Source organism: Escherichia sp. 10290 (assembly GCF_030295155.1).
GTDB classification, from domain to species: Bacteria; Pseudomonadota; Gammaproteobacteria; order Enterobacterales; family Enterobacteriaceae; genus Escherichia; species Escherichia coli_F.
This window is the reverse complement of record NZ_AP025741.1, coordinates 4,963,381-4,982,549: the sequence shown is the minus strand read 5'-3', so window position 1 is coordinate 4,982,549 and position 19,169 is coordinate 4,963,381. Positions and strand designations below refer to the sequence as shown.

Below are 19,169 nucleotides of genomic sequence, written 5' to 3'. Positions count from 1 at the left end.
GCTAAGCATCGAGTGCGACGGAAATGCCAGAATAGCACTCTCCTGCATACACGCACCGATAGCCACTTTTTTTCGCCCCCCAAATGTAGACCAGACGGGGGGCGAAAGGGAAGACTCCAGGTATGACAAATCAGGCGTTAAATCACGTTTTCTGGTCTTATTGCTGAAAAATTATACCAATATTGCTCTCGCCCGCCTCACGCAGGTCTGCCCTAAGGCCTTTTATCAGCTCGATATCGCGTTCTTCGCACTCAGCTAAAAGTCGGAATATTTCCCACTGAATGTCCCACTCTTGCTCTACAGCTGGGTTTTCTTTGAGCTCTTCATCGCTCATTTCACGGCCAGCCTGAGTCATTTCCAGCATCGCCACGGTCGTGATGGAGGTCTTACTCACTTCTACCGCGTGTTCGAGCGTTTCGCCACTTAAACGCGAATGGACCAGTTCACTTAACGCCACGCAAGCATCGATTGCCGGATAAACGCCGTACAGATCGAAATCGTCGGCTGAAGGAATCGCTTCTTCAAATTTCTCCAGTTGGCTGTCGAAATTTACTTTTGCGTCTTTGACGGTCAGCGTTTCCCAGATGAGATCGAGAATACGGCGGTAAATTTGCCCATCACCAAAACCAGTTTGCTGACAGAATACGGCGTAATTAGGGTACATACGTTCGCATAAGCAGGCCATAAAAGTGACGTGCTGCCAGCTTTCCAGGCGCTCCAGACGCAGATGAATTGGGTTTTGTAACATGTTGAGTTCTCAAATACGGAAATTATCCGCAGTTTACCTGAATTAGGGCTGATTTGCTGTATAGCGCACGAATGCAGGACGTTCCGAGGCCACCGCGTCTGCCCAGCGCGTTGGCTCCGGCAGACGATAGCCTTTCATGCAGCGTTGTACCCAGGCCAGCGCACTATCCATGCTGACACGATGGCCAGTTGCGATAAATAGCGGGTTACAGCGCGCTTTACTGCGCCAGACCCAGGCCAGCTGCTCGCCTTTATCCATCAACGGTGCCAGCGCGCCCGGTTCGCTGGAGAGCGGCTCGAATTTACCGCATAACCGCTTTTTCGCTACGCCAATGGTCGGCACATCCACCAGCAAACCAAAGTGGCTGGCGACGCCAAGACGGCGAGGATGCGAGATCCCGTGACCATCGACAAACACTAAATCCGGCTTTTGCGACAGCATCTCCCACGCTGCCAGCAGCGCAGGATATTCGCGGAAGGAAAGAAAACCTGGAATGTAAGGCATGGTGGTGGCGATGCGTGCCACTTTATACTCCACCAGCTCAAGAGAGGGGTATTTCAGCAGCACCATCGCCGCTCGCGTCACGTCTCCGCCCTGCTCAAACCCGACATCGGCTCCGGCGATCAGATCCGGCGGATCTTTATCAAGTCGATCCTCACGGATCACAGAGGAAGCCAGTTCGATTTGTTGAGCGCGTAATGACGCGAGATCCATAATCGCTCCTTAGAGCCTGGTTCAACAGGCGTAATTGTTGAAGGCAGTTTGAGGCCGGACAGCGCGGAAAAACCGGAGCGTACACGTAGTACGTGAGGATTTTGAGCACTGCCCGGCCTCAAAATGGCAAATAAAATAGCCTGATGGACCAGGCTCTTAGCGGTGATACTGTTCAGACAGTCGATGCACAGCCTCCACAAACACGCCAGCATGTTCTGGCGGCACATCCTGGTGAATGCCGTGACCAAGGTTAAATACATGACCTTCGCCGTGACCGAAACCTGCAAGTATAGTCGCGACTTCTTCTTCAATGCGGGCAGGTGGCGCGTATAGCATCGACGGATCCATATTACCCTGCAGCGCGACTTTATTGCCCACGCGGCGGCGCGCATCGGCGATATCCGTTGTCCAGTCGAGACCCAGCGCATCGCAACCCGTTTCCGCCATAGCTTCCAGCCACTGTCCACCGCCTTTGGTAAACAGGGTGACCGGTACACGGCGACCGTCGTTTTCACGCAGTAAACCATCAACTATTTTATGCATGTAATAGAGCGAGAACTGTTGATAATCGCGCCCGGTGAGCACGCCGCCCCAGGTATCGAAGATCATCACGGCCTGAGCACCAGCTTTAATTTGCGCATTCAGATACAAAGTGACGCTTTTCGCCAGTTTATCGAGCAGAGCGTGCAGCGCCTGTGGATCGGCATACATCATCTTTTTGATCACGGTGAACGCTTTGCTGCTGCCACCTTCCACCATATAGGTCGCCAGCGTCCACGGGCTGCCGGAAAAACCAATCAGCGGCACTTCGCCTTTCAGTTCGCGGCGAATAGTACGCACCGCGTTCATCACATAGCCCAGCTCATCTTCCGGGTCCGGAATTGGCAGTTTATCAACGTCAGCTTTGCAGGTGACTGGCGAGGTAAAACGCGGACCTTCTCCGGCTTCAAAATAGAGCCCTAACCCCATCGCGTCCGGCACGGTGAGGATATCGGAAAAGAGGATTGCCGCATCCAGCGGATAGCGACGCAGCGGTTGCAAAGTCACTTCGCACGCCAGCTCTGCATTTTTGCACAGCGACATAAAATCGCCCGCCTGGGCGCGCGTGGCTTTATATTCCGGTAGATAGCGACCCGCCTGGCGCATCATCCATACTGGAGTGACATCAACGGGCTGGCGCAGCAGCGCCCGCAGATAACGATCGTTTTTGAGTTCGGTCATTTTGGCTGTTCCTTAGTGCGTCAGGCGGTCAGTGTATCATCACTCATACTCTGCCCGACACATCGCCACCGTATCTTCTATCAGACGGCGCGCCACGGTGCCGGGCGGCGGAAGTAACGGTAAATCATCGTAGCGATACCAGTTCGCCTCGAGCAGCTCTTTCGGATCAATCACGATGTCGCCGCTGTCATATTCCGCCATAAATGCGGTCATCAGCGACTGGGGAAACGGCCACGGCTGGGAAGTCACGTACCGCAAGTTTTTAACTTTAATTCCGCTCTCTTCCATCACTTCCCGCGCGACCGCCTGCTCGAGGGTTTCGCCCACTTCGACGAATCCGGCAAGTACCGTATGGACACCGTTACGATGGCGGGTATGCTGGGCGAGGAGGATCGAATCATCGCGACGGATGGCAACAATAATGCAGGGGGCGATTTGCGGGTAGTAACGCTCACGGCAATGGCTGCACAGCATCGCCCATTCGGTTTTGCTTGGATACATTTCATGCCCGCAGTAACCACAGTATTTATGCGATCGGTAAAACTCCGCCAGTTGCACGCCACGTCCGGCCAGTTGAAACAGCCCAACATCGAGATCAATGACCTGACGTACCGACCCCATATCGTGACGCCGCTGCTGTTGTACTAACCAAACAGGTTCCCCCTGCCATTCGCCGATTTGTAGTGCGCGCTGACCCACAAGATCGAAATTTGCCGCTTCGCCATATGGCAATTCTCCCTTCGGCAACCATAATTTTTGTTCATGGCTGACGACCCACCAGCCGTGATCTAATTTTTCAATTATACGATCCATAGCTCTTGCACTACCTTTGCATCACTGGCATGTTTAACATGGTTTTTACATTTCTCACTGAGCAGTTTTTGAATACAAACTTGCGGAGTCAATCATGCTTAACCAGCTCGATAACCTGACGGAGCGCGTCAGAGGAAGTAACAAACTGGTTGATCGCTGGCTACATGTACGTAAGCATCTGCTCGTGGCTTACTACAATCTGGTTGGCATTAAGCCTGGCAAAGAATCGTACATGAGGCTAAACGAAAAAGCCCTTGATGATTTTTGTCAGAGCCTGGTCGATTACTTGTCTGCCGGACATTTCAGTATTTATGAGCGCATTCTTCATAAACTGGAAGGCAATGGGCAACTCGCACGCGCCGCGAAGATTTGGCCACAACTCGAAGCCAATACCCAACAGATTATGGATTACTACGATTCCAGCCTGGAAACCGCTATCGATCATGATAATTACCTTGAGTTTCAACAGGTTTTATCTGACATCGGCGAGGCCCTGGAAGCGCGCTTTGTGCTGGAAGATAAGCTGATTCTGCTGGTGCTTGACGCCGCCCGCGTCAAACATCCTGCTTGAGTTCTGCGCTGTTAACGCGTAATTTACATTCAACGCCCCGTTTGCGGGGCTAATTTCTTGTCGGAGTGCCTTAACTGGCTGAGACCGTTTATTCGGGATCCGCGGAACCTGATCAGGCTAATACCTGCGAAGGGAACAAGAGTTAATCTGCTATCGCATCGCCTTTGCGGCGATCGTCTCTTGCTTCATCCGTCGTCTGACAAGCCACGTCCTTAACTTTTTGGAATGAGCTATGTCTGCAACAAAACTGACCCGCCGCGAACAACGCGCCCAGGCCCAACATTTTATCGACACCCTGGAAGGCACCGCCTTTCCGAACTCAAAACGCATTTACATCACTGGCACACAACCCGGCGTGCGCGTGCCGATGCGTGAGATCCAGCTTAGCCCGACGCTAATCGGCGGTAGCAAAGAACAGCCGCAGTACGAAGAAAACGAAGCGATTCCGGTCTACGACACCTCCGGTCCGTATGGCGATCCACAGATCGCCATTAACGTGCAGCAAGGACTGGCAAAACTGCGCCAGCCGTGGATCGATGCGCGCGGCGATACCGAAGAACTTACCGTGCGCAGTTCCGATTACACTAAAGCGCGACTAGCAGATGATGGCCTCGACGAGCTACGTTTTAGCGGCGTATTAACCCCAAAGCGCGCCAAAGCAGGACGCCGCGTCACCCAACTGCACTACGCCCGCCGGGGCATCATCACGCCCGAAATGGAATTCATCGCCATTCGCGAGAATATGGGTCGCGAGCGCATACGTAGCGAAGTTTTGCGCCACCAGCATCCGGGAATGAGCTTTGGCGCACGTCTGCCGGAAAATATCACTGCGGAATTTGTCCGTGATGAAGTTGCTGCCGGACGTGCGATTATCCCGGCCAACATTAATCATCCGGAATCGGAGCCAATGATTATTGGCCGTAACTTCCTGGTAAAAGTTAACGCCAATATCGGCAACTCGGCGGTCACCTCTTCCATCGAAGAAGAAGTGGAAAAGCTGGTATGGTCTACGCGCTGGGGGGCGGATACAGTGATGGATCTTTCCACCGGTCGCTATATTCACGAAACTCGCGAATGGATTTTGCGTAACAGCCCGGTACCGATTGGTACAGTGCCGATCTACCAGGCGCTGGAGAAGGTTAATGGGATCGCTGAAGATCTTACCTGGGAAGCGTTCCGCGACACGCTGCTGGAACAAGCCGAGCAAGGTGTGGATTACTTCACTATCCATGCGGGCGTACTGCTGCGCTATGTGCCGATGACCGCGAAACGCCTGACTGGTATCGTCTCTCGCGGCGGTTCGATTATGGCGAAATGGTGCCTCTCCCATCATCAGGAAAATTTCCTCTATCAACACTTCCGCGAAATTTGTGAAATCTGTGCCGCTTATGACGTTTCGTTGTCGCTGGGCGACGGCCTGCGCCCTGGTTCTATACAGGACGCCAACGATGAAGCGCAGTTTGCCGAGCTACATACGCTGGGCGAACTGACCAAAATCGCCTGGGAATATGACGTGCAGGTGATGATTGAAGGTCCAGGCCACGTGCCGATGCAGATGATCCGCCGCAATATGACCGAGGAGTTAGAGCACTGCCACGAAGCACCGTTCTATACCCTCGGGCCGCTAACTACTGATATTGCGCCGGGTTATGACCACTTCACATCGGGGATTGGCGCGGCGATGATTGGCTGGTTTGGCTGCGCGATGCTCTGTTACGTAACGCCAAAAGAGCATCTGGGTCTGCCTAATAAAGAAGATGTTAAGCAGGGGCTTATCACCTATAAGATTGCCGCCCACGCCGCCGACCTGGCGAAAGGGCATCCGGGCGCGCAAATTCGCGATAACGCCATGTCGAAAGCCCGCTTCGAATTTCGCTGGGAAGACCAGTTTAATCTGGCCCTCGACCCGTTTACCGCCCGCGCTTATCACGATGAAACCCTGCCACAAGAGTCCGGTAAAGTCGCCCATTTTTGCTCCATGTGTGGGCCGAAATTCTGCTCGATGAAAATCAGCCAGGAAGTGCGTGACTATGCCGCCGCGCAAACCATTGAAGTGGGAATGGCGGATATGTCGGAGAACTTCCGTGCCAGTGGTGGAGAAATCTACCTGCGTAAGGAGGAAGCGTGATGTATCAGCCTGATTTTCCTCACGTACCTTTTCGTTTAGGACTGTACCCGGTAGTGGACAGCGTACAGTGGATCGAACGTCTGTTGGATGCAGGCGTGCGTACTCTCCAGCTGCGCATCAAAGATCGGCGCGATGAAGAGGTGGAAGCCGATGTCGTAGCAGCAATTGCGCTGGGCCGCCGCTATAACGCACGGCTGTTTATCAACGATTACTGGCAGCTGGCGATTAAGCATCAGGCGTATGGCGTCCATTTGGGGCAGGAAGATTTGCAATCTACCGATCTCAATGCCATCCGCGCGGCAGGCCTGCGGCTGGGCGTTTCGACACATGATGATATGGAGATCGACGTCGCGTTGGCAGCACGTCCTTCTTATATCGCGCTAGGACATGTGTTCCCGACGCAAACCAAACAGATGCCTTCTGCACCGCAGGGGCTGGAACAGCTGGCACGGCATGTTGAGCGCCTGGCGGATTATCCCACCGTGGCGATTGGCGGTATCAGTCTGCCGCGCGCGCCTGCGGTGATAGCAACGGGTGTCGGCAGTATCGCCGTTGTCAGCGCCATTACTCAAGCCGCAGACTGGCGTTTGGCAACAGCACAGTTGCTGGAAATTGCAGGAGTTGGCGATGAATGACCGTGACTTTATGCGTTATAGCCGCCAAATCCTGCTCGACGATATCGCTCTTGACGGGCAGCAAAAACTGCTCGACAGCCAGGTGCTGATTATCGGTCTGGGTGGGTTGGGTACACCTGCTGCGCTATACCTGGCGGGAGCTGGTGTCGGGACGCTGGTACTGGCAGATGACGACGATGTGCATTTGAGCAATCTGCAACGACAAATCCTCTTTACGACTGAAGATATCGATCGCCCGAAATCGCAGGTCAGCCAACAGCGACTGACACAGTTGAATCCCGACATTCAACTGACAGCATTACAACAACGGTTAACGGGTAAGGCGTTAAAAGATGCGGTAGCACGGGCCGATGTGGTACTCGACTGTACCGACAACATGGCGACTCGCCAGGAGATTAATACCGCCTGCGTAGCACTTAACACACCGCTTATCATCGCCAGCGCGGTCGGATTTGGTGGTCAGTTGATGGTGCTGACACCGCCCTGGGAACAGGGGTGTTACCGCTGCCTGTGGCCGGATAACCAGGAGCCAGAACGCAACTGCCGCACGGCGGGCGTGGTTGGCCCGGTGGTCGGGGTCATGGGCACGTTACAGGCACTGGAAGCAATTAAGCTATTGAGTGGTATAGAGACCCCTGCGGGATATCTTCGACTGTTTGACGGTAAATTAAACCAATGGCGCAACCTGGCGTTGCGCCGTGCCAGCAGTTGCCCAGTATGCGGAGGAAGCAATGCAGATCCTGTTTAACGATCAACCGATGCAGTGCGTCGCCGGACTAACTGTTCACGAACTGCTGGAGCAACTCGATCAACAACAAGCAGGTGCGGCACTGGCAATTAATCAGCAAATCGTCCCGCGGGAGCAATGGGCGCAACATATCGTGCAGGATGGCGACCAGATCCTGCTTTTTCAGGTTATTGCAGGGGGTTGAGATGTTACGTATTGCGGGCAAAACGTTTGATTCACATCTGTTTACCGGCACCGGGAAATTCGCCTCTTCACAATTGATGGTGGAGGCGATCCGCGCTTCCGGCAGCCAACTGGTGACGCTGGCGATGAAACGTGTCGACTTGCGCCAACACAACGATGCTATCCTCGATCCACTTATCGCGGCGGGTGTGACACTACTGCCAAATACTTCTGGGGCGAAAACTGCGGAAGAAGCCATTTTCGCCGCTCATCTGGCACGTGAAGCGTTAGGCACAAACTGGCTAAAATTAGAGATTCACCCTGACGCCCGCTGGCTGTTGCCCGATCCCATCGAAACCCTGAAAGCCGCCGAAATGTTGGTGCAACAGGGATTTGTCGTGCTGCCTTACTGCGGTGCCGATCCAGTGTTGTGCAAACGTCTGGAGGAAGTGGGCTGTGCAGCAGTAATGCCGCTCGGCGCACCAATTGGCTCTAATCAGGGACTGGAAACCCGCGCCATGCTGGAGATTATTATCCAGCAAGCCACGGTTCCGGTGGTCGTTGATGCTGGCATTGGCGTTCCCAGCCATGCCGCGCAGGCGCTTGAAATGGGAGCCGATGCGGTGTTAGTGAATACGGCGATTGCCGTCGCGGACGATCCCGTCAACATGGCGAAGGCATTTCGTCTGGCGGTAGACGCCGGCCTGCTGGCACGTCAGTCCGGGCCGGGCAGTCGCAGTCATTTTGCTCATGCCACTAGCCCGCTGACCGGATTTCTGGAGGCATCGGCATGAAAACCTTCAGCGATCGCTGGCGACAACTGGACTGGGACGACATCCGCCTGCGTATCAACAGCAAAACGGCTGCTGACGTAGAGCGGGCGCTCAATGCCTCGCAACTCACTCGCGACGATATGATGGCATTGCTATCACCTGCCGCCAGTGAATACCTGGAACCACTGGCTCAACGGGCGCAGCGTCTGACCCGTCAGCGATTTGGCAACGTCATCAGCTTCTACGTCCCGCTTTATCTCTCTAATCTTTGCGCTAACGACTGCACTTACTGCGGATTTTCCATGAGCAATCGCATCAAGCGTAAAACGCTGGATGAAGCGGATATCGCCAGGGAAAGCGCCGCTATCCGGGAGATGGGCTTTGAACATCTATTGCTGGTCACTGGTGAACATCAGACGAAAGTGGGGATGGATTACTTTCGTCGTCATCTCCCTGTCCTGCGTGAACAGTTCTCTTCACTACAGATGGAAGTACAGCCACTGGCGGAAGCGGAATACGCCGAGTTAAAGCAACTTGGTCTGGATGGGGTGATGGTTTATCAGGAGACATATCACGAGGCGACATACGCCCACCATCATCTGAAAGGGAAAAAACAGGACTTCTTCTGGCGGCTGGAAACGCCGGATCGGCTGGGCCGTGCGGGGATAGATAAGATAGGCCTCGGCGCGCTAATCGGCCTTTCCGACAGCTGGCGCGTTGACTGCTATATGGTTGCCGAACATTTGCTATGGCTGCAACAACATTACTGGCAAAGCCGTTACTCTGTCTCCTTCCCGCGCCTGCGCCCGTGTACTGGCGGGATTGAGCCAGCGTCGATTATGGATGAACGCCAGTTAGTGCAAACTATCTGCGCCTTCCGCCTACTTGCGCCGGAGATTGAACTGTCACTCTCCACGCGGGAATCACCGTGGTTTCGCGATCGCGTTATTCCGCTGGCGATCAATAACGTCAGCGCCTTCTCGAAAACGCAACCAGGTGGTTATGCCGACAATCATCCCGAGCTGGAACAGTTCTCACCGCACGACGATCGCAGACCAGAAGCGGTGGCCGCCGCGTTAACCGCTCAGGGTTTGCAGCCGGTGTGGAAAGACTGGGACAGCTATCTGGGACGCGCCTCGCAAAGGACATGAGACAAAATGTAAGAACGTAAATTTATTCCGAGCAGCTACGGAAGATGAAAAACGCAAGGTTGTTGAAAGCGTTGCGTTTTTTTATGTTAGTACCGTCAGCAGGAATGTTGTCCAGGGCGAAAAGCTTCTTCCTCGTTTCGCCCTGCCTTTCTTAAAAATTCCGTAATGCAAAGTCTGAAGCCATCGCCTGTTGAGCAATGAAAGAGATCTGATTGTAAGAGAGTAAATACTCAACTATCATAGAGACGAAAATAAGAACACATGTTCTCATCTTCCAGGATGCAGCAGACTGAAGAAATTCAGACATCCCGCAACCTGCGATTATCGCAAGGTCAAGGCAAAGTCCGGTAATGGCGTTCTGAATACCAGAGATAATTCTCTGGCGAAACCCACCTTAAGGTGGGTTTTGTTATTTTGATGGCTGAGGAAGCTGCTTATTTCTCAATAAGTTGTAGGCAATGGTGAAAAATTTCACTGATTTACCTTTCTGTTTTTCAGAAATGGGATAAGCGCTAGTTACATGCAAACGAAGTTTTTTCTTTTCCCTGAAAGCCCTGAACGCAACAAAGTAAAATGCCTTGTCTCCTCCGTTTAAATCCACTTCAATCACGGCATAGCTACCATACCCAGCATGAATAACGTTGCTTTCTGGCAGCGCCAAAATGGTTCTTTTTAAGTGTATGCGCGCTAAGTTATAACGGTGCTGGCAGAAGGGACGAGATTCTTTAGGCGCGTGGTACATTAACGATTGTTTTTCTTCGTTAGTCTGATGTTCATAATCTTTTGTGAAGCAGTGAAGAGAGTAGGTAACCCAGAAGCGATACTCTAAAGGCTCTTTGCCCTCATGATGCTGAACGTAGACAGCCTGATGAGCATCAAGAAATGATAAATCACGAATATCACCATCCGGATGTCCAAAAGGTCGCCACTTCTCCACTTCCTGTTTCATTATCGTTCCTTAAGAAAGTCACACAGGAATAGTATCGAATTCTTGCCGAGCTTGACTCAATTAGTTCAGTCAGTTTCAGGATATTAGTCATCTCTACATTGATTATGAGTATCCAGAAATTCATTAAATATTCTGACAAATGCTCTTTCCCTAAACTACCCCCATAAAAAAACCCGCCGAAGCGGGTTTTTACGTTATTTGCGGATTAACGATTACTCGTTATCAGAACCGCCCAGACCTGCGTTCAGCAGTTCTGCCAGGCTGGCAGATGCGTCTTCTGCAGTCACCTGCGGTGCAGCCGGAGCTTCACCCGCAGCACGGCGACGCATACGATCCTGGTGGTACGCGTAACCGGTACCTGCCGGGATCAGACGACCCACGATAACGTTCTCTTTCAGGCCGCGCAGTTCGTCGCGTTTGCCCGCAACGGCTGCTTCGGTCAGCACGCGAGTGGTCTCCTGGAACGATGCCGCGGAGATGAAGGACTCGGTTGCCAGAGACGCTTTGGTGATACCCAGCAGATCGCGGGAGTAAGTTGCACCCACTTTGCCGTTCGCTTCCAGTTCGCGGTTTGCGATCTTGACGCGAGAGTATTCAACCTGTTCGCCTTCCAGGAAGTCGGAGCTGCCCGCGTTAACGATGGTAGCTTTACGCAGCATCTGACGAACGATAACTTCGATGTGTTTATCGTTAATCTTAACGCCCTGCAGACGGTATACGTCCTGTACTTCATTAACGATGTAACGAGTCACAGCATGAACACCACGCAGACGCAGAATGTCATGCGGCGCTTCCGGACCGTCGGAAATTACGTCACCACGTTCTACACGTTCACCTTCGAACACGTTGAGCTGACGCCATTTCGGAATCATCTCTTCATACGGCTCGCTACCGTCTACCGGGGTGATAACCAGACGACGTTTACCTTTGGTTTCTTTACCGAAGGAAACCACACCGCTGATTTCAGCCAGGATTGCCGGCTCTTTCGGACGACGTGCTTCGAACAGGTCCGCAACGCGTGGCAGACCACCGGTGATGTCCTTGGTACCGCCAGATTCTTGCGGAATACGCGCCAGGGTGTCACCGGAGCTGATCTGTACGCCATCTTCCAGCTGAACAATCGCTTTACCCGGCAGGAAGTACTGCGCAGGCATGTCGGTACCCGGGATCAGAACGTCGTTACCCTGAGCATCAACGATTTTCAGTGCCGGACGCAGATCTTTACCACCTGCGGTACGTTCTGCGGAATCCAGAACCACCAGCGAAGACAGACCGGTCAATTCGTCGGTCTGACGAGTAATGGTCTGGCCGTCGATCATGTCAGTAAAGCGTACAAAACCGCTTACTTCGGTGATAACCGGCATGGTGTGCGGGTCCCAGTTTGCAACGGTCTCGCCGCCAGCAACCTGTTCGCCATCGCCTTTCGCCAGTACTGCACCGTAAGGCACTTTATAGCTTTCTTTGGTACGACCGAATTCGTCGATCAATTTCAGTTCGGTGTTACGGGAAGTGATAACCAGTTTACCGCTGGAGTTCACAACCGACTTCACGTTGCTGAGCTTGATGCTACCTTTGTTTTTCACCTGGATGCTGGATTCAGCAGCCGCACGAGATGCCGCACCACCGATGTGGAACGTACGCATGGTCAGCTGTGTACCCGGTTCACCGATGGACTGTGCCGCGATAACACCGATTGCTTCACCTTTGTTGATGATGTGGCCACGTGCCAGGTCACGACCGTAGCAGTGCGCACATACACCAAAGTCGGTGTCACAAGATACAACAGAACGTACTTTAACCGCGTCGACAGAGTTCTCTTCCAGCAGGTCACACCACTGTTCGTGCAGCAGCGTGTTGCGCGGAACGAGGATATCAGCAGTACCCGGCTTCAGAACGTCTTCAGCAGTTACACGACCCAGTACGCGATCGCGCAGCGGCTCTTTAACGTCACCACCTTCGATAACCGGAGTCATCATGATACCTTCATGAGTACCACAATCGTCTTCGGTAACCACCAGGTCCTGCGCCACGTCAACCAGACGACGAGTCAGGTAACCGGAGTTCGCAGTTTTCAGTGCGGTATCCGCCAGACCTTTACGAGCACCGTGGGTTGAGATGAAGTACTGGAGTACGTTCAGACCTTCACGGAAGTTCGCGGTGATTGGCGTTTCGATGATGGAGCCATCCGGCTTCGCCATCAGACCACGCATACCCGCCAGCTGACGAATCTGTGCCGCAGAACCACGCGCACCGGAGTCGGCCATCATGTAGATGCTGTTGAAGGAAACCTGCTTCTCTTCCTGACCGTCACGGTTAATAACGGTTTCAGTTTGCAGATTATCCATCATCGCTTTGGATACACGATCGTTCGCCGCAGCCCAGATATCGATAACTTTGTTGTAGCGTTCGCCCGCAGTTACCAGACCAGACTGGAACTGCTCCTGAATCTCAGCAACTTCAGCTTCTGCCTCGGAGATGATTTCGTGTTTCTTCTCCGGGATGACCATGTCATCGATACCAACAGATGCACCAGAACGCGCTGCATATGCAAAGCCGGTGTACATGATCTGGTCCGCAAAAATAACGGTCGGTTTCAGACCGAGAATGCGGTAGCAGGTGTTCAGCATTTTGGAGATTGCTTTCTTACCCAGCGCCTGGTTGACGATGGAGTAAGGCAGACCTTTCGGTACAATCATCCACAGAATAGCACGGCCAACGGTCGTATCTTTCAGGCTGGTTTTCGCTACTAATTCACCGTTAGCATCTTTTTCATACTCGGTGATACGCACTTTAACGCGCGCATGCAGAGAAGCCAGACCAGAGCGATACAGACGTTCTGCTTCTTTCGGGCCAGTCAGCACCATGCCTTCGCCTTTGGCGTTAACACAGTCGCGGGTCATGTAGTACAGACCCAGTACAACGTCCTGAGACGGAACGATGATTGGTTCGCCGTTCGCCGGGGACAGGATGTTGTTGGTAGACATCATCAGCGCACGCGCTTCCAGCTGGGCTTCCAGCGTCAGCGGTACGTGAACAGCCATCTGGTCACCATCGAAGTCGGCGTTATATGCCGCACAAACCAGCGGGTGCAGCTGGATAGCTTTGCCTTCGATCAGTACCGGTTCAAATGCCTGGATACCCAGACGGTGCAGAGTCGGTGCACGGTTCAGCAGTACCGGGTGTTCGCGGATAACTTCGTCCAGGATATCCCAAACGACAGCTTCTTCGCGCTCAACCATTTTCTTCGCAGCTTTAATGGTGGTAGCAAGACCACGCAGTTCCAGCTTGCCGTAGATGAACGGTTTGAACAGTTCCAGTGCCATTTTCTTCGGCAGACCGCACTGATGCAGACGCAGGTATGGACCTACGGTGATTACAGAACGACCGGAGTAGTCAACACGCTTACCGAGCAGGTTCTGACGGAAACGACCCTGTTTACCTTTGATCATGTCGGCCAAAGATTTCAGAGGACGCTTGTTAGAACCAGTGATCGCACGACCACGACGACCGTTATCCAGCAGGGCGTCTACCGCTTCCTGCAGCATACGTTTTTCGTTACGTACGATGATGTCCGGCGCAGCCAGATCCAGCAGACGTTTCAGACGGTTGTTACGGTTAATGACGCGACGATACAGATCGTTCAGGTCAGAAGTCGCGAAACGACCACCATCCAGCGGAACCAGCGGACGCAGATCTGGCGGCAGTACCGGCAGAACGGTCAGGATCATCCACTCTGGTTTGTTACCAGACTGAACGAACGCTTCCAGCAGTTTGATACGCTTGGTCAGCTTTTTACGCTTGGTTTCGGAGTTGGTTTCGTTCAGCTCTTCACGCAGCTGTTCGCACTCTTGCTCCAGATCCATGCTCTTCAGCAGAGCCTGGATTGCTTCCGCACCCATTTTCGCGTCGAATTCGTCACCGAACTCTTCCAGCGCGTCCAGATACTGCTCTTCAGTCAGGATCTGCTGACGCTCCAGGTTGGTCATACCGCCTTCGATAACCACATAGGATTCGAAGTACAGTACGCGTTCGATATCGCGCAGCGGCATATCGAGCAGCAGGCCGATACGGGACGGCAGCGATTTCAGGAACCAGATGTGCGCAGTCGGGGAAGCCAGTTCGATGTGGCCCATACGCTCACGGCGTACTTTAGTCTGGGTCACTTCAACGCCGCACTTCTCACAGATGACGCCACGGTGTTTCAGGCGCTTGTACTTACCGCACAGGCACTCGTAATCTTTTACCGGCCCAAAGATACGGGCGCAGAAAAGGCCGTCACGTTCTGGTTTGAACGTACGGTAGTTGATGGTTTCCGGCTTTTTAACTTCACCGAAAGACCATGAACGGATCATGTCTGGCGAAGCCAGAGCAATTTTGATCGCATCAAACTCTTCGGTTTTAGTCTGCGCTTTCAGAAACTTTAATAAATCTTTCACGGATTTGCTCCCGTCGGAGTTAGCACAATCCGCTGCCGGGTTTTACCCCGACAGCAGTGACCTGTTTGAGCGAGAATTACTCGTCTTCCAGTTCGATGTTGATACCCAGCGAACGAATCTCTTTCAACAATACGTTGAAGGATTCTGGCATGCCCGGCTCCATCTGATGGTTGCCGTCCACGATGTTTTTATACATCTTGGTACGACCGTTCACGTCATCAGACTTAACGGTGAGCATTTCCTGCAGGGTGTATGCTGCGCCGTATGCTTCCAGCGCCCACACTTCCATCTCCCCGAAACGCTGACCACCGAACTGTGCCTTACCACCCAGCGGCTGCTGAGTAACCAGGCTGTAAGAACCGGTGGAACGCGCGTGCATCTTGTCGTCGACCAGGTGGTTCAGTTTCAGCATGTACATGTAACCCACGGTTACCGGACGTTCGAACTGTTCACCAGTGCGACCGTCGTACAGGCGGATCTGACCAGAAGTCGGCAGGTCGCCAAGTTTCAGCAGTTCTTTAATTTCTGCTTCTTTCGCACCGTCGAAGACCGGCGTTGCGATTGGCATACCTTTGCGCAGGTTTTCAGCCAGACGCATAACTTCTTCATCGCTGAAGGTACTCAGGTCAACTTTCTGACGAACGTCAGCGCCCAGATCGTAAGCACGCTGGATGAATTCGCGCAGTTTCGCGACTTCTTGCTGCTGTTTCAGCATGGCGTTGATCTTGTCGCCGATACCTTTCGCAGCCATACCCAGGTGGGTTTCGAGGATCTGACCGATGTTCATACGAGACGGTACGCCCAGCGGGTTCAGTACGATGTCTACCGGCGTACCGTTTTCATCGTAAGGCATATCTTCGATCGGGTTGATCTTAGAAATTACACCCTTGTTACCGTGACGACCTGCCATCTTGTCACCAGGCTGGATACGGCGTTTAACCGCCAGATATACCTTAACAATCTTCAGCACGCCCGGTGCCAGATCATCGCCCTGGGTGATTTTGCGGCGTTTCGCTTCGAGTTTCTTCTCGAACTCGTGTTTCAGTTCGTCATACTGCTCAGCCAGCTGTTCCAGCTGATTTTGTTTCTCTTCGTCGGTCAGGCCCAGCTCCAGCCAGCGATCGCGCGGCAGTTTGTCGAGCTTCTCAGCTTCAACGCCACCGGCTACCAGCACAGCACGGATACGGCTGAACAGACCCGCTTCGAGGATCTGCAGTTCTTCAGACAGGTCTTTCTTCGCCTGTTTGAGCTGCATTTCTTCGATTTCCAGCGCACGTTTGTCTTTTTCTACGCCATCGCGAGTAAAGACCTGAACGTCGATAACCGTACCGGATACACCGTTTGGTACGCGCAGAGAAGAGTCTTTAACGTCAGACGCTTTCTCACCGAAGATCGCACGCAGCAGTTTTTCTTCTGGGGTCAGCTGAGTTTCACCTTTCGGCGTTACCTTACCAACCAGAATGTCGCCACCGGTTACTTCCGCACCAATGTAAACGATACCGGATTCATCCAGTTTGGAGAGCGCAGCTTCACCCACGTTCGGGATGTCAGCGGTGATCTCTTCTGGCCCCAGCTTGGTGTCACGGGACACACATGCCAGTTCCTGAATGTGAATGGTGGTGAAACGATCTTCCTGAACAACACGCTCGGATACGAGGATGGAGTCTTCGAAGTTGTAACCATTCCACGGCATGAACGCTACACGCATGTTCTGACCGAGCGCCAGTTCACCGAGATCGGTGGACGGACCGTCTGCCAGCACGTCGCCGCGCTCTACCGGTTCACCCAGAGACACACACGGCATCTGGTTGATACAGGTGTTCTGGTTAGAACGGGTGTATTTGGTCAGGTTGTAGATGTCGATACCCGCTTCGCCCGGATACATCTCGTCTTCGTTAACTTTGATAACGATACGGGAAGCATCCACGTACTGAACGACACCACCACGTTTAGCAACCGCAGTTACACCGGAGTCAACGGCAACAGCACGTTCCATACCCGTACCAACCAGCGGCTTATCAGCACGCAGAGTCGGAACGGCCTGACGTTGCATGTTCGCACCCATCAATGCACGGTTGGCGTCATCGTGTTCAAGGAACGGGATCAGGGACGCACCGACGGATACCACCTGCTGGGTGGATACGTCCATGTAGTCAACCTGGTCGCGGCTGAACAAGCTGGATTCGCCTTTGCTACGGCAAGTTACCAGGTCTTCTACGAAGTGGCCTTCTTCATCCAGGTTGGAGTTCGCCTGGGCGATAACGTAGTTGCCTTCTTCGATAGCAGACAGGTAGTGAATTTCGTCGGTTACAACACCGTCGATCACTTTACGGTACGGCGTCTCAAGGAAGCCATATTCGTTAGTCTGTGCGTACACGGACAGGGAGTTGATCAGACCGATGTTCGGGCCTTCAGGAGTTTCGATTGGACATACGCGACCGTAGTGAGTCGGGTGTACGTCTCGAACTTCGAAGCCTGCACGTTCACGGGTCAGACCGCCTGGGCCGAGTGCGGAGATACGACGCTTGTGCGTAATCTCAGACAGCGGGTTGTTCTGGTCCATAAACTGAGACAGCTGGCTGGAACCAAAGAACTCTTTCACTGCTGCGGAAATCGGTTTGGCGTTGATCATATCCTGAGGCATCAGGGTATCCAGATCGCCCAGAGACAAACGCTCTTTCACCGCACGCTCTACACGTACCAGGCCAACGCGGAACTGGTTTTCCGCCATTTCGCCAACGGAACGGATACGACGGTTACCGAGGTGGTCGATATCATCGACTTCGCCTTTACCGTTACGGATATCGATGAGCTTTTTCATAACATCAATGATGTCGTCTTTGCTCAGGATACCGGAACCTTCGATTTCGTCGCGCAGCAGAGAACGGTTGAACTTCATACGACCAACCGCAGACAAGTCATAGCGGTCTTCGGAGAAGAACAGGTTCTCGAACAGGCTTTCAGCGGCTTCACGAGTCGGCGGCTCGCCAGGGCGCATCATGCGGTAGATTTCTACCAGTGCGCTCAGACGATCGTTAGTTGGGTCGACACGTAAGGTTTCAGAGATATACGGGCCGTGATCCAGATCGTTGGTGAACAGCGTTTCGATACGCTTGTGACCAGACTGGCTCAGCTTAGCCAGCAGATCCAGGCTCAGCTCCATGTTCGCAGCACAGATCAGCTCACCAGTAGACTCATCAATGTAGTCTTTAGCAACCACTTTACCTGCGATGTACTCAACCGGGACTTCGATCAGTTTGACGTCGTCTTTTTCCAGCTGGCGAATGTGGCGCGCAGTAATGCGGCGGCCTTTTTCTACGTACACTTTACCGTTAGCTTCGATGTCAAAAGATGCGGTTTCACCACGCAGGCGTTCCGGCACCAGTTCCATCTGCAGCTTGTTATCACGGATTTCAAAGATAACTTTTTCAAAGAACAGGTCGAGGATCTGCTCTGTGGTGTAGTTCAGGGCACGCAGAATGATGGTCGCAGGCAGTTTACGGCGACGGTCGATACGTACGAACAGGTTGTCCTTCGGATCGAATTCGAAGTCCAGCCAGGAACCACGGTAAGGGATGATGCGCGCGTTATACAGCACTTTACCCGAAGAGTGGGTTTTACCTTTGTCGGAGTCAAAGAAGACGCCCGGACTACGGTGCAGCTGGGAAACGATAACACGCTCAGTACCGTTGATAACAAAGGTACCGTTGTCCGTCATGAGCGGAATTTCGCCCATGTAGACTTCTTGTTCTTTAATGTCTTTTACGGTGCCTTCCGGCGCTTCGCGCTCATAGATCACCAGACGCAGTTTAACGCGCAGCGGTGCGGAATAGGTCACGCCACGGATTTGACATTCCTGGACGTCAAACACCGGTTCGCCAAGGCGGTAGCTGACGTATTGCAGCTCGGAATTACCGCTGTAGCTCTGAATCGGGAATACGGAACGGAAAGCAGCTTCCAGACCATACTGCCCTTCAGGATCTTGCTCGATAAATTTCTGAAACGAGTCAAGCTGGATAGAAAGGAGATAAGGTACATCCAGAACTTGTGGACGTTTACCAAAATCCTTACGAATACGTTTTTTCTCGGTATAGGAGTAAACCATAGGGTTCCTCAGCTC

Annotated in this window: 14 protein-coding genes and 1 riboswitch; of the genes, 7 read left to right on the top strand and 7 right to left on the bottom strand. The window is 53.0% G+C overall.

What is annotated here, in order from left to right; translation table 11 throughout:
- Positions 1–157 precede the first annotated feature (157 nt).
- The 4 genes from QUE74_RS24845 to nudC all read right to left on the bottom strand — a co-directional run bounded on the left by QUE74_RS24845 (position 158) and on the right by nudC (position 3,496).
- Positions 158–748: a YjaG family protein gene (locus QUE74_RS24845; protein WP_000941119.1), complete on the bottom strand. Its 591-nt coding sequence runs from the start codon at positions 746–748 to the stop codon at positions 158–160.
- Positions 749–790: 42 nt separating this feature from the next.
- On the bottom strand, positions 791–1,462 hold the full coding sequence (gene nfi / locus QUE74_RS24840) for a deoxyribonuclease V (RefSeq protein ID WP_000362376.1): 672 nt from the start codon (positions 1,460–1,462) through the stop codon (positions 791–793).
- Positions 1,463–1,618: 156 nt separating this feature from the next.
- The gene (gene hemE, locus QUE74_RS24835) at positions 1,619–2,683 is read right to left on the bottom strand and encodes a uroporphyrinogen decarboxylase (RefSeq protein ID WP_000137657.1); all 1,065 of its coding nucleotides are present in this window, start codon (positions 2,681–2,683) and stop codon (positions 1,619–1,621) included.
- 39 nt (positions 2,684–2,722) lie between these two features.
- Positions 2,723–3,496, bottom strand: a complete 774-nt coding sequence (gene nudC / locus QUE74_RS24830; protein WP_000373940.1) for an NAD(+) diphosphatase — start codon at positions 3,494–3,496, stop codon at positions 2,723–2,725.
- 94 nt (positions 3,497–3,590) lie between these two features.
- On the opposite strand from nudC, the gene rsd reads away from it, so the two are divergent.
- The 7 genes from rsd to thiH all read left to right on the top strand — a co-directional run bounded on the left by rsd (position 3,591) and on the right by thiH (position 9,664).
- Complete coding sequence (gene rsd, locus QUE74_RS24825; RefSeq protein ID WP_000934302.1) at positions 3,591–4,067, top strand: sigma D regulator; 477 nt, start codon at positions 3,591–3,593, stop codon at positions 4,065–4,067.
- Positions 4,068–4,118: 51 nt separating this feature from the next.
- A riboswitch (TPP riboswitch) is annotated at positions 4,119–4,219 on the top strand.
- A gap of 80 nt (positions 4,220–4,299) precedes the next feature.
- Entirely contained in the window at positions 4,300–6,195 is a 1,896-nt protein-coding gene (gene thiC / locus QUE74_RS24820) for a phosphomethylpyrimidine synthase ThiC (RefSeq protein ID WP_001276913.1), read from the top strand.
- Positions 6,195–6,830 (top strand): thiamine phosphate synthase, encoded by a 636-nt coding sequence (thiE, locus tag QUE74_RS24815; protein ID WP_000284575.1) that lies wholly within the window; start codon positions 6,195–6,197, stop codon positions 6,828–6,830. The genes thiC and thiE overlap by 1 nt, the downstream gene beginning before the upstream one ends.
- Entirely contained in the window at positions 6,823–7,578 is a 756-nt protein-coding gene (gene thiF, locus QUE74_RS24810) for a thiazole biosynthesis adenylyltransferase ThiF (protein ID WP_000999746.1), read from the top strand. The genes thiE and thiF overlap by 8 nt, the downstream gene beginning before the upstream one ends.
- A complete protein-coding gene (thiS, locus tag QUE74_RS24805; RefSeq protein ID WP_001166248.1) occupies positions 7,562–7,762 on the top strand; it encodes a sulfur carrier protein ThiS in 201 nt (66 codons plus the stop codon). The genes thiF and thiS overlap by 17 nt, the downstream gene beginning before the upstream one ends.
- Before the next feature lies 1 nt (position 7,763).
- Entirely contained in the window at positions 7,764–8,534 is a 771-nt protein-coding gene (gene thiG, locus QUE74_RS24800) for a thiazole synthase (RefSeq protein ID WP_000944128.1), read from the top strand.
- Positions 8,531–9,664, top strand: coding sequence for a 2-iminoacetate synthase ThiH (thiH, locus tag QUE74_RS24795; RefSeq protein ID WP_000847470.1), 1,134 nt, complete (start codon positions 8,531–8,533; stop codon positions 9,662–9,664). Before thiG ends, thiH begins: the two co-directional genes overlap by 4 nt.
- Before the next feature lie 409 nt (positions 9,665–10,073).
- On the opposite strand, the gene yjaZ is transcribed toward thiH, so the two are convergent.
- The 3 genes from yjaZ to rpoB all read right to left on the bottom strand — a co-directional run bounded on the left by yjaZ (position 10,074) and on the right by rpoB (position 19,154).
- Complete coding sequence (gene yjaZ, locus QUE74_RS24790) at positions 10,074–10,613, bottom strand: stationary phase growth adaptation protein YjaZ (protein WP_001306870.1); 540 nt, start codon at positions 10,611–10,613, stop codon at positions 10,074–10,076.
- A 212-nt stretch (positions 10,614–10,825) separates the two neighbouring features.
- Complete coding sequence (gene rpoC / locus QUE74_RS24785; protein ID WP_000653947.1) at positions 10,826–15,049, bottom strand: DNA-directed RNA polymerase subunit beta'; 4,224 nt, start codon at positions 15,047–15,049, stop codon at positions 10,826–10,828.
- Positions 15,050–15,125: 76 nt separating this feature from the next.
- The gene (rpoB, locus tag QUE74_RS24780) at positions 15,126–19,154 is read right to left on the bottom strand and encodes a DNA-directed RNA polymerase subunit beta (protein ID WP_001353730.1); all 4,029 of its coding nucleotides are present in this window, start codon (positions 19,152–19,154) and stop codon (positions 15,126–15,128) included.
- Between the last annotated feature and the right edge of the window lie 15 nt (positions 19,155–19,169).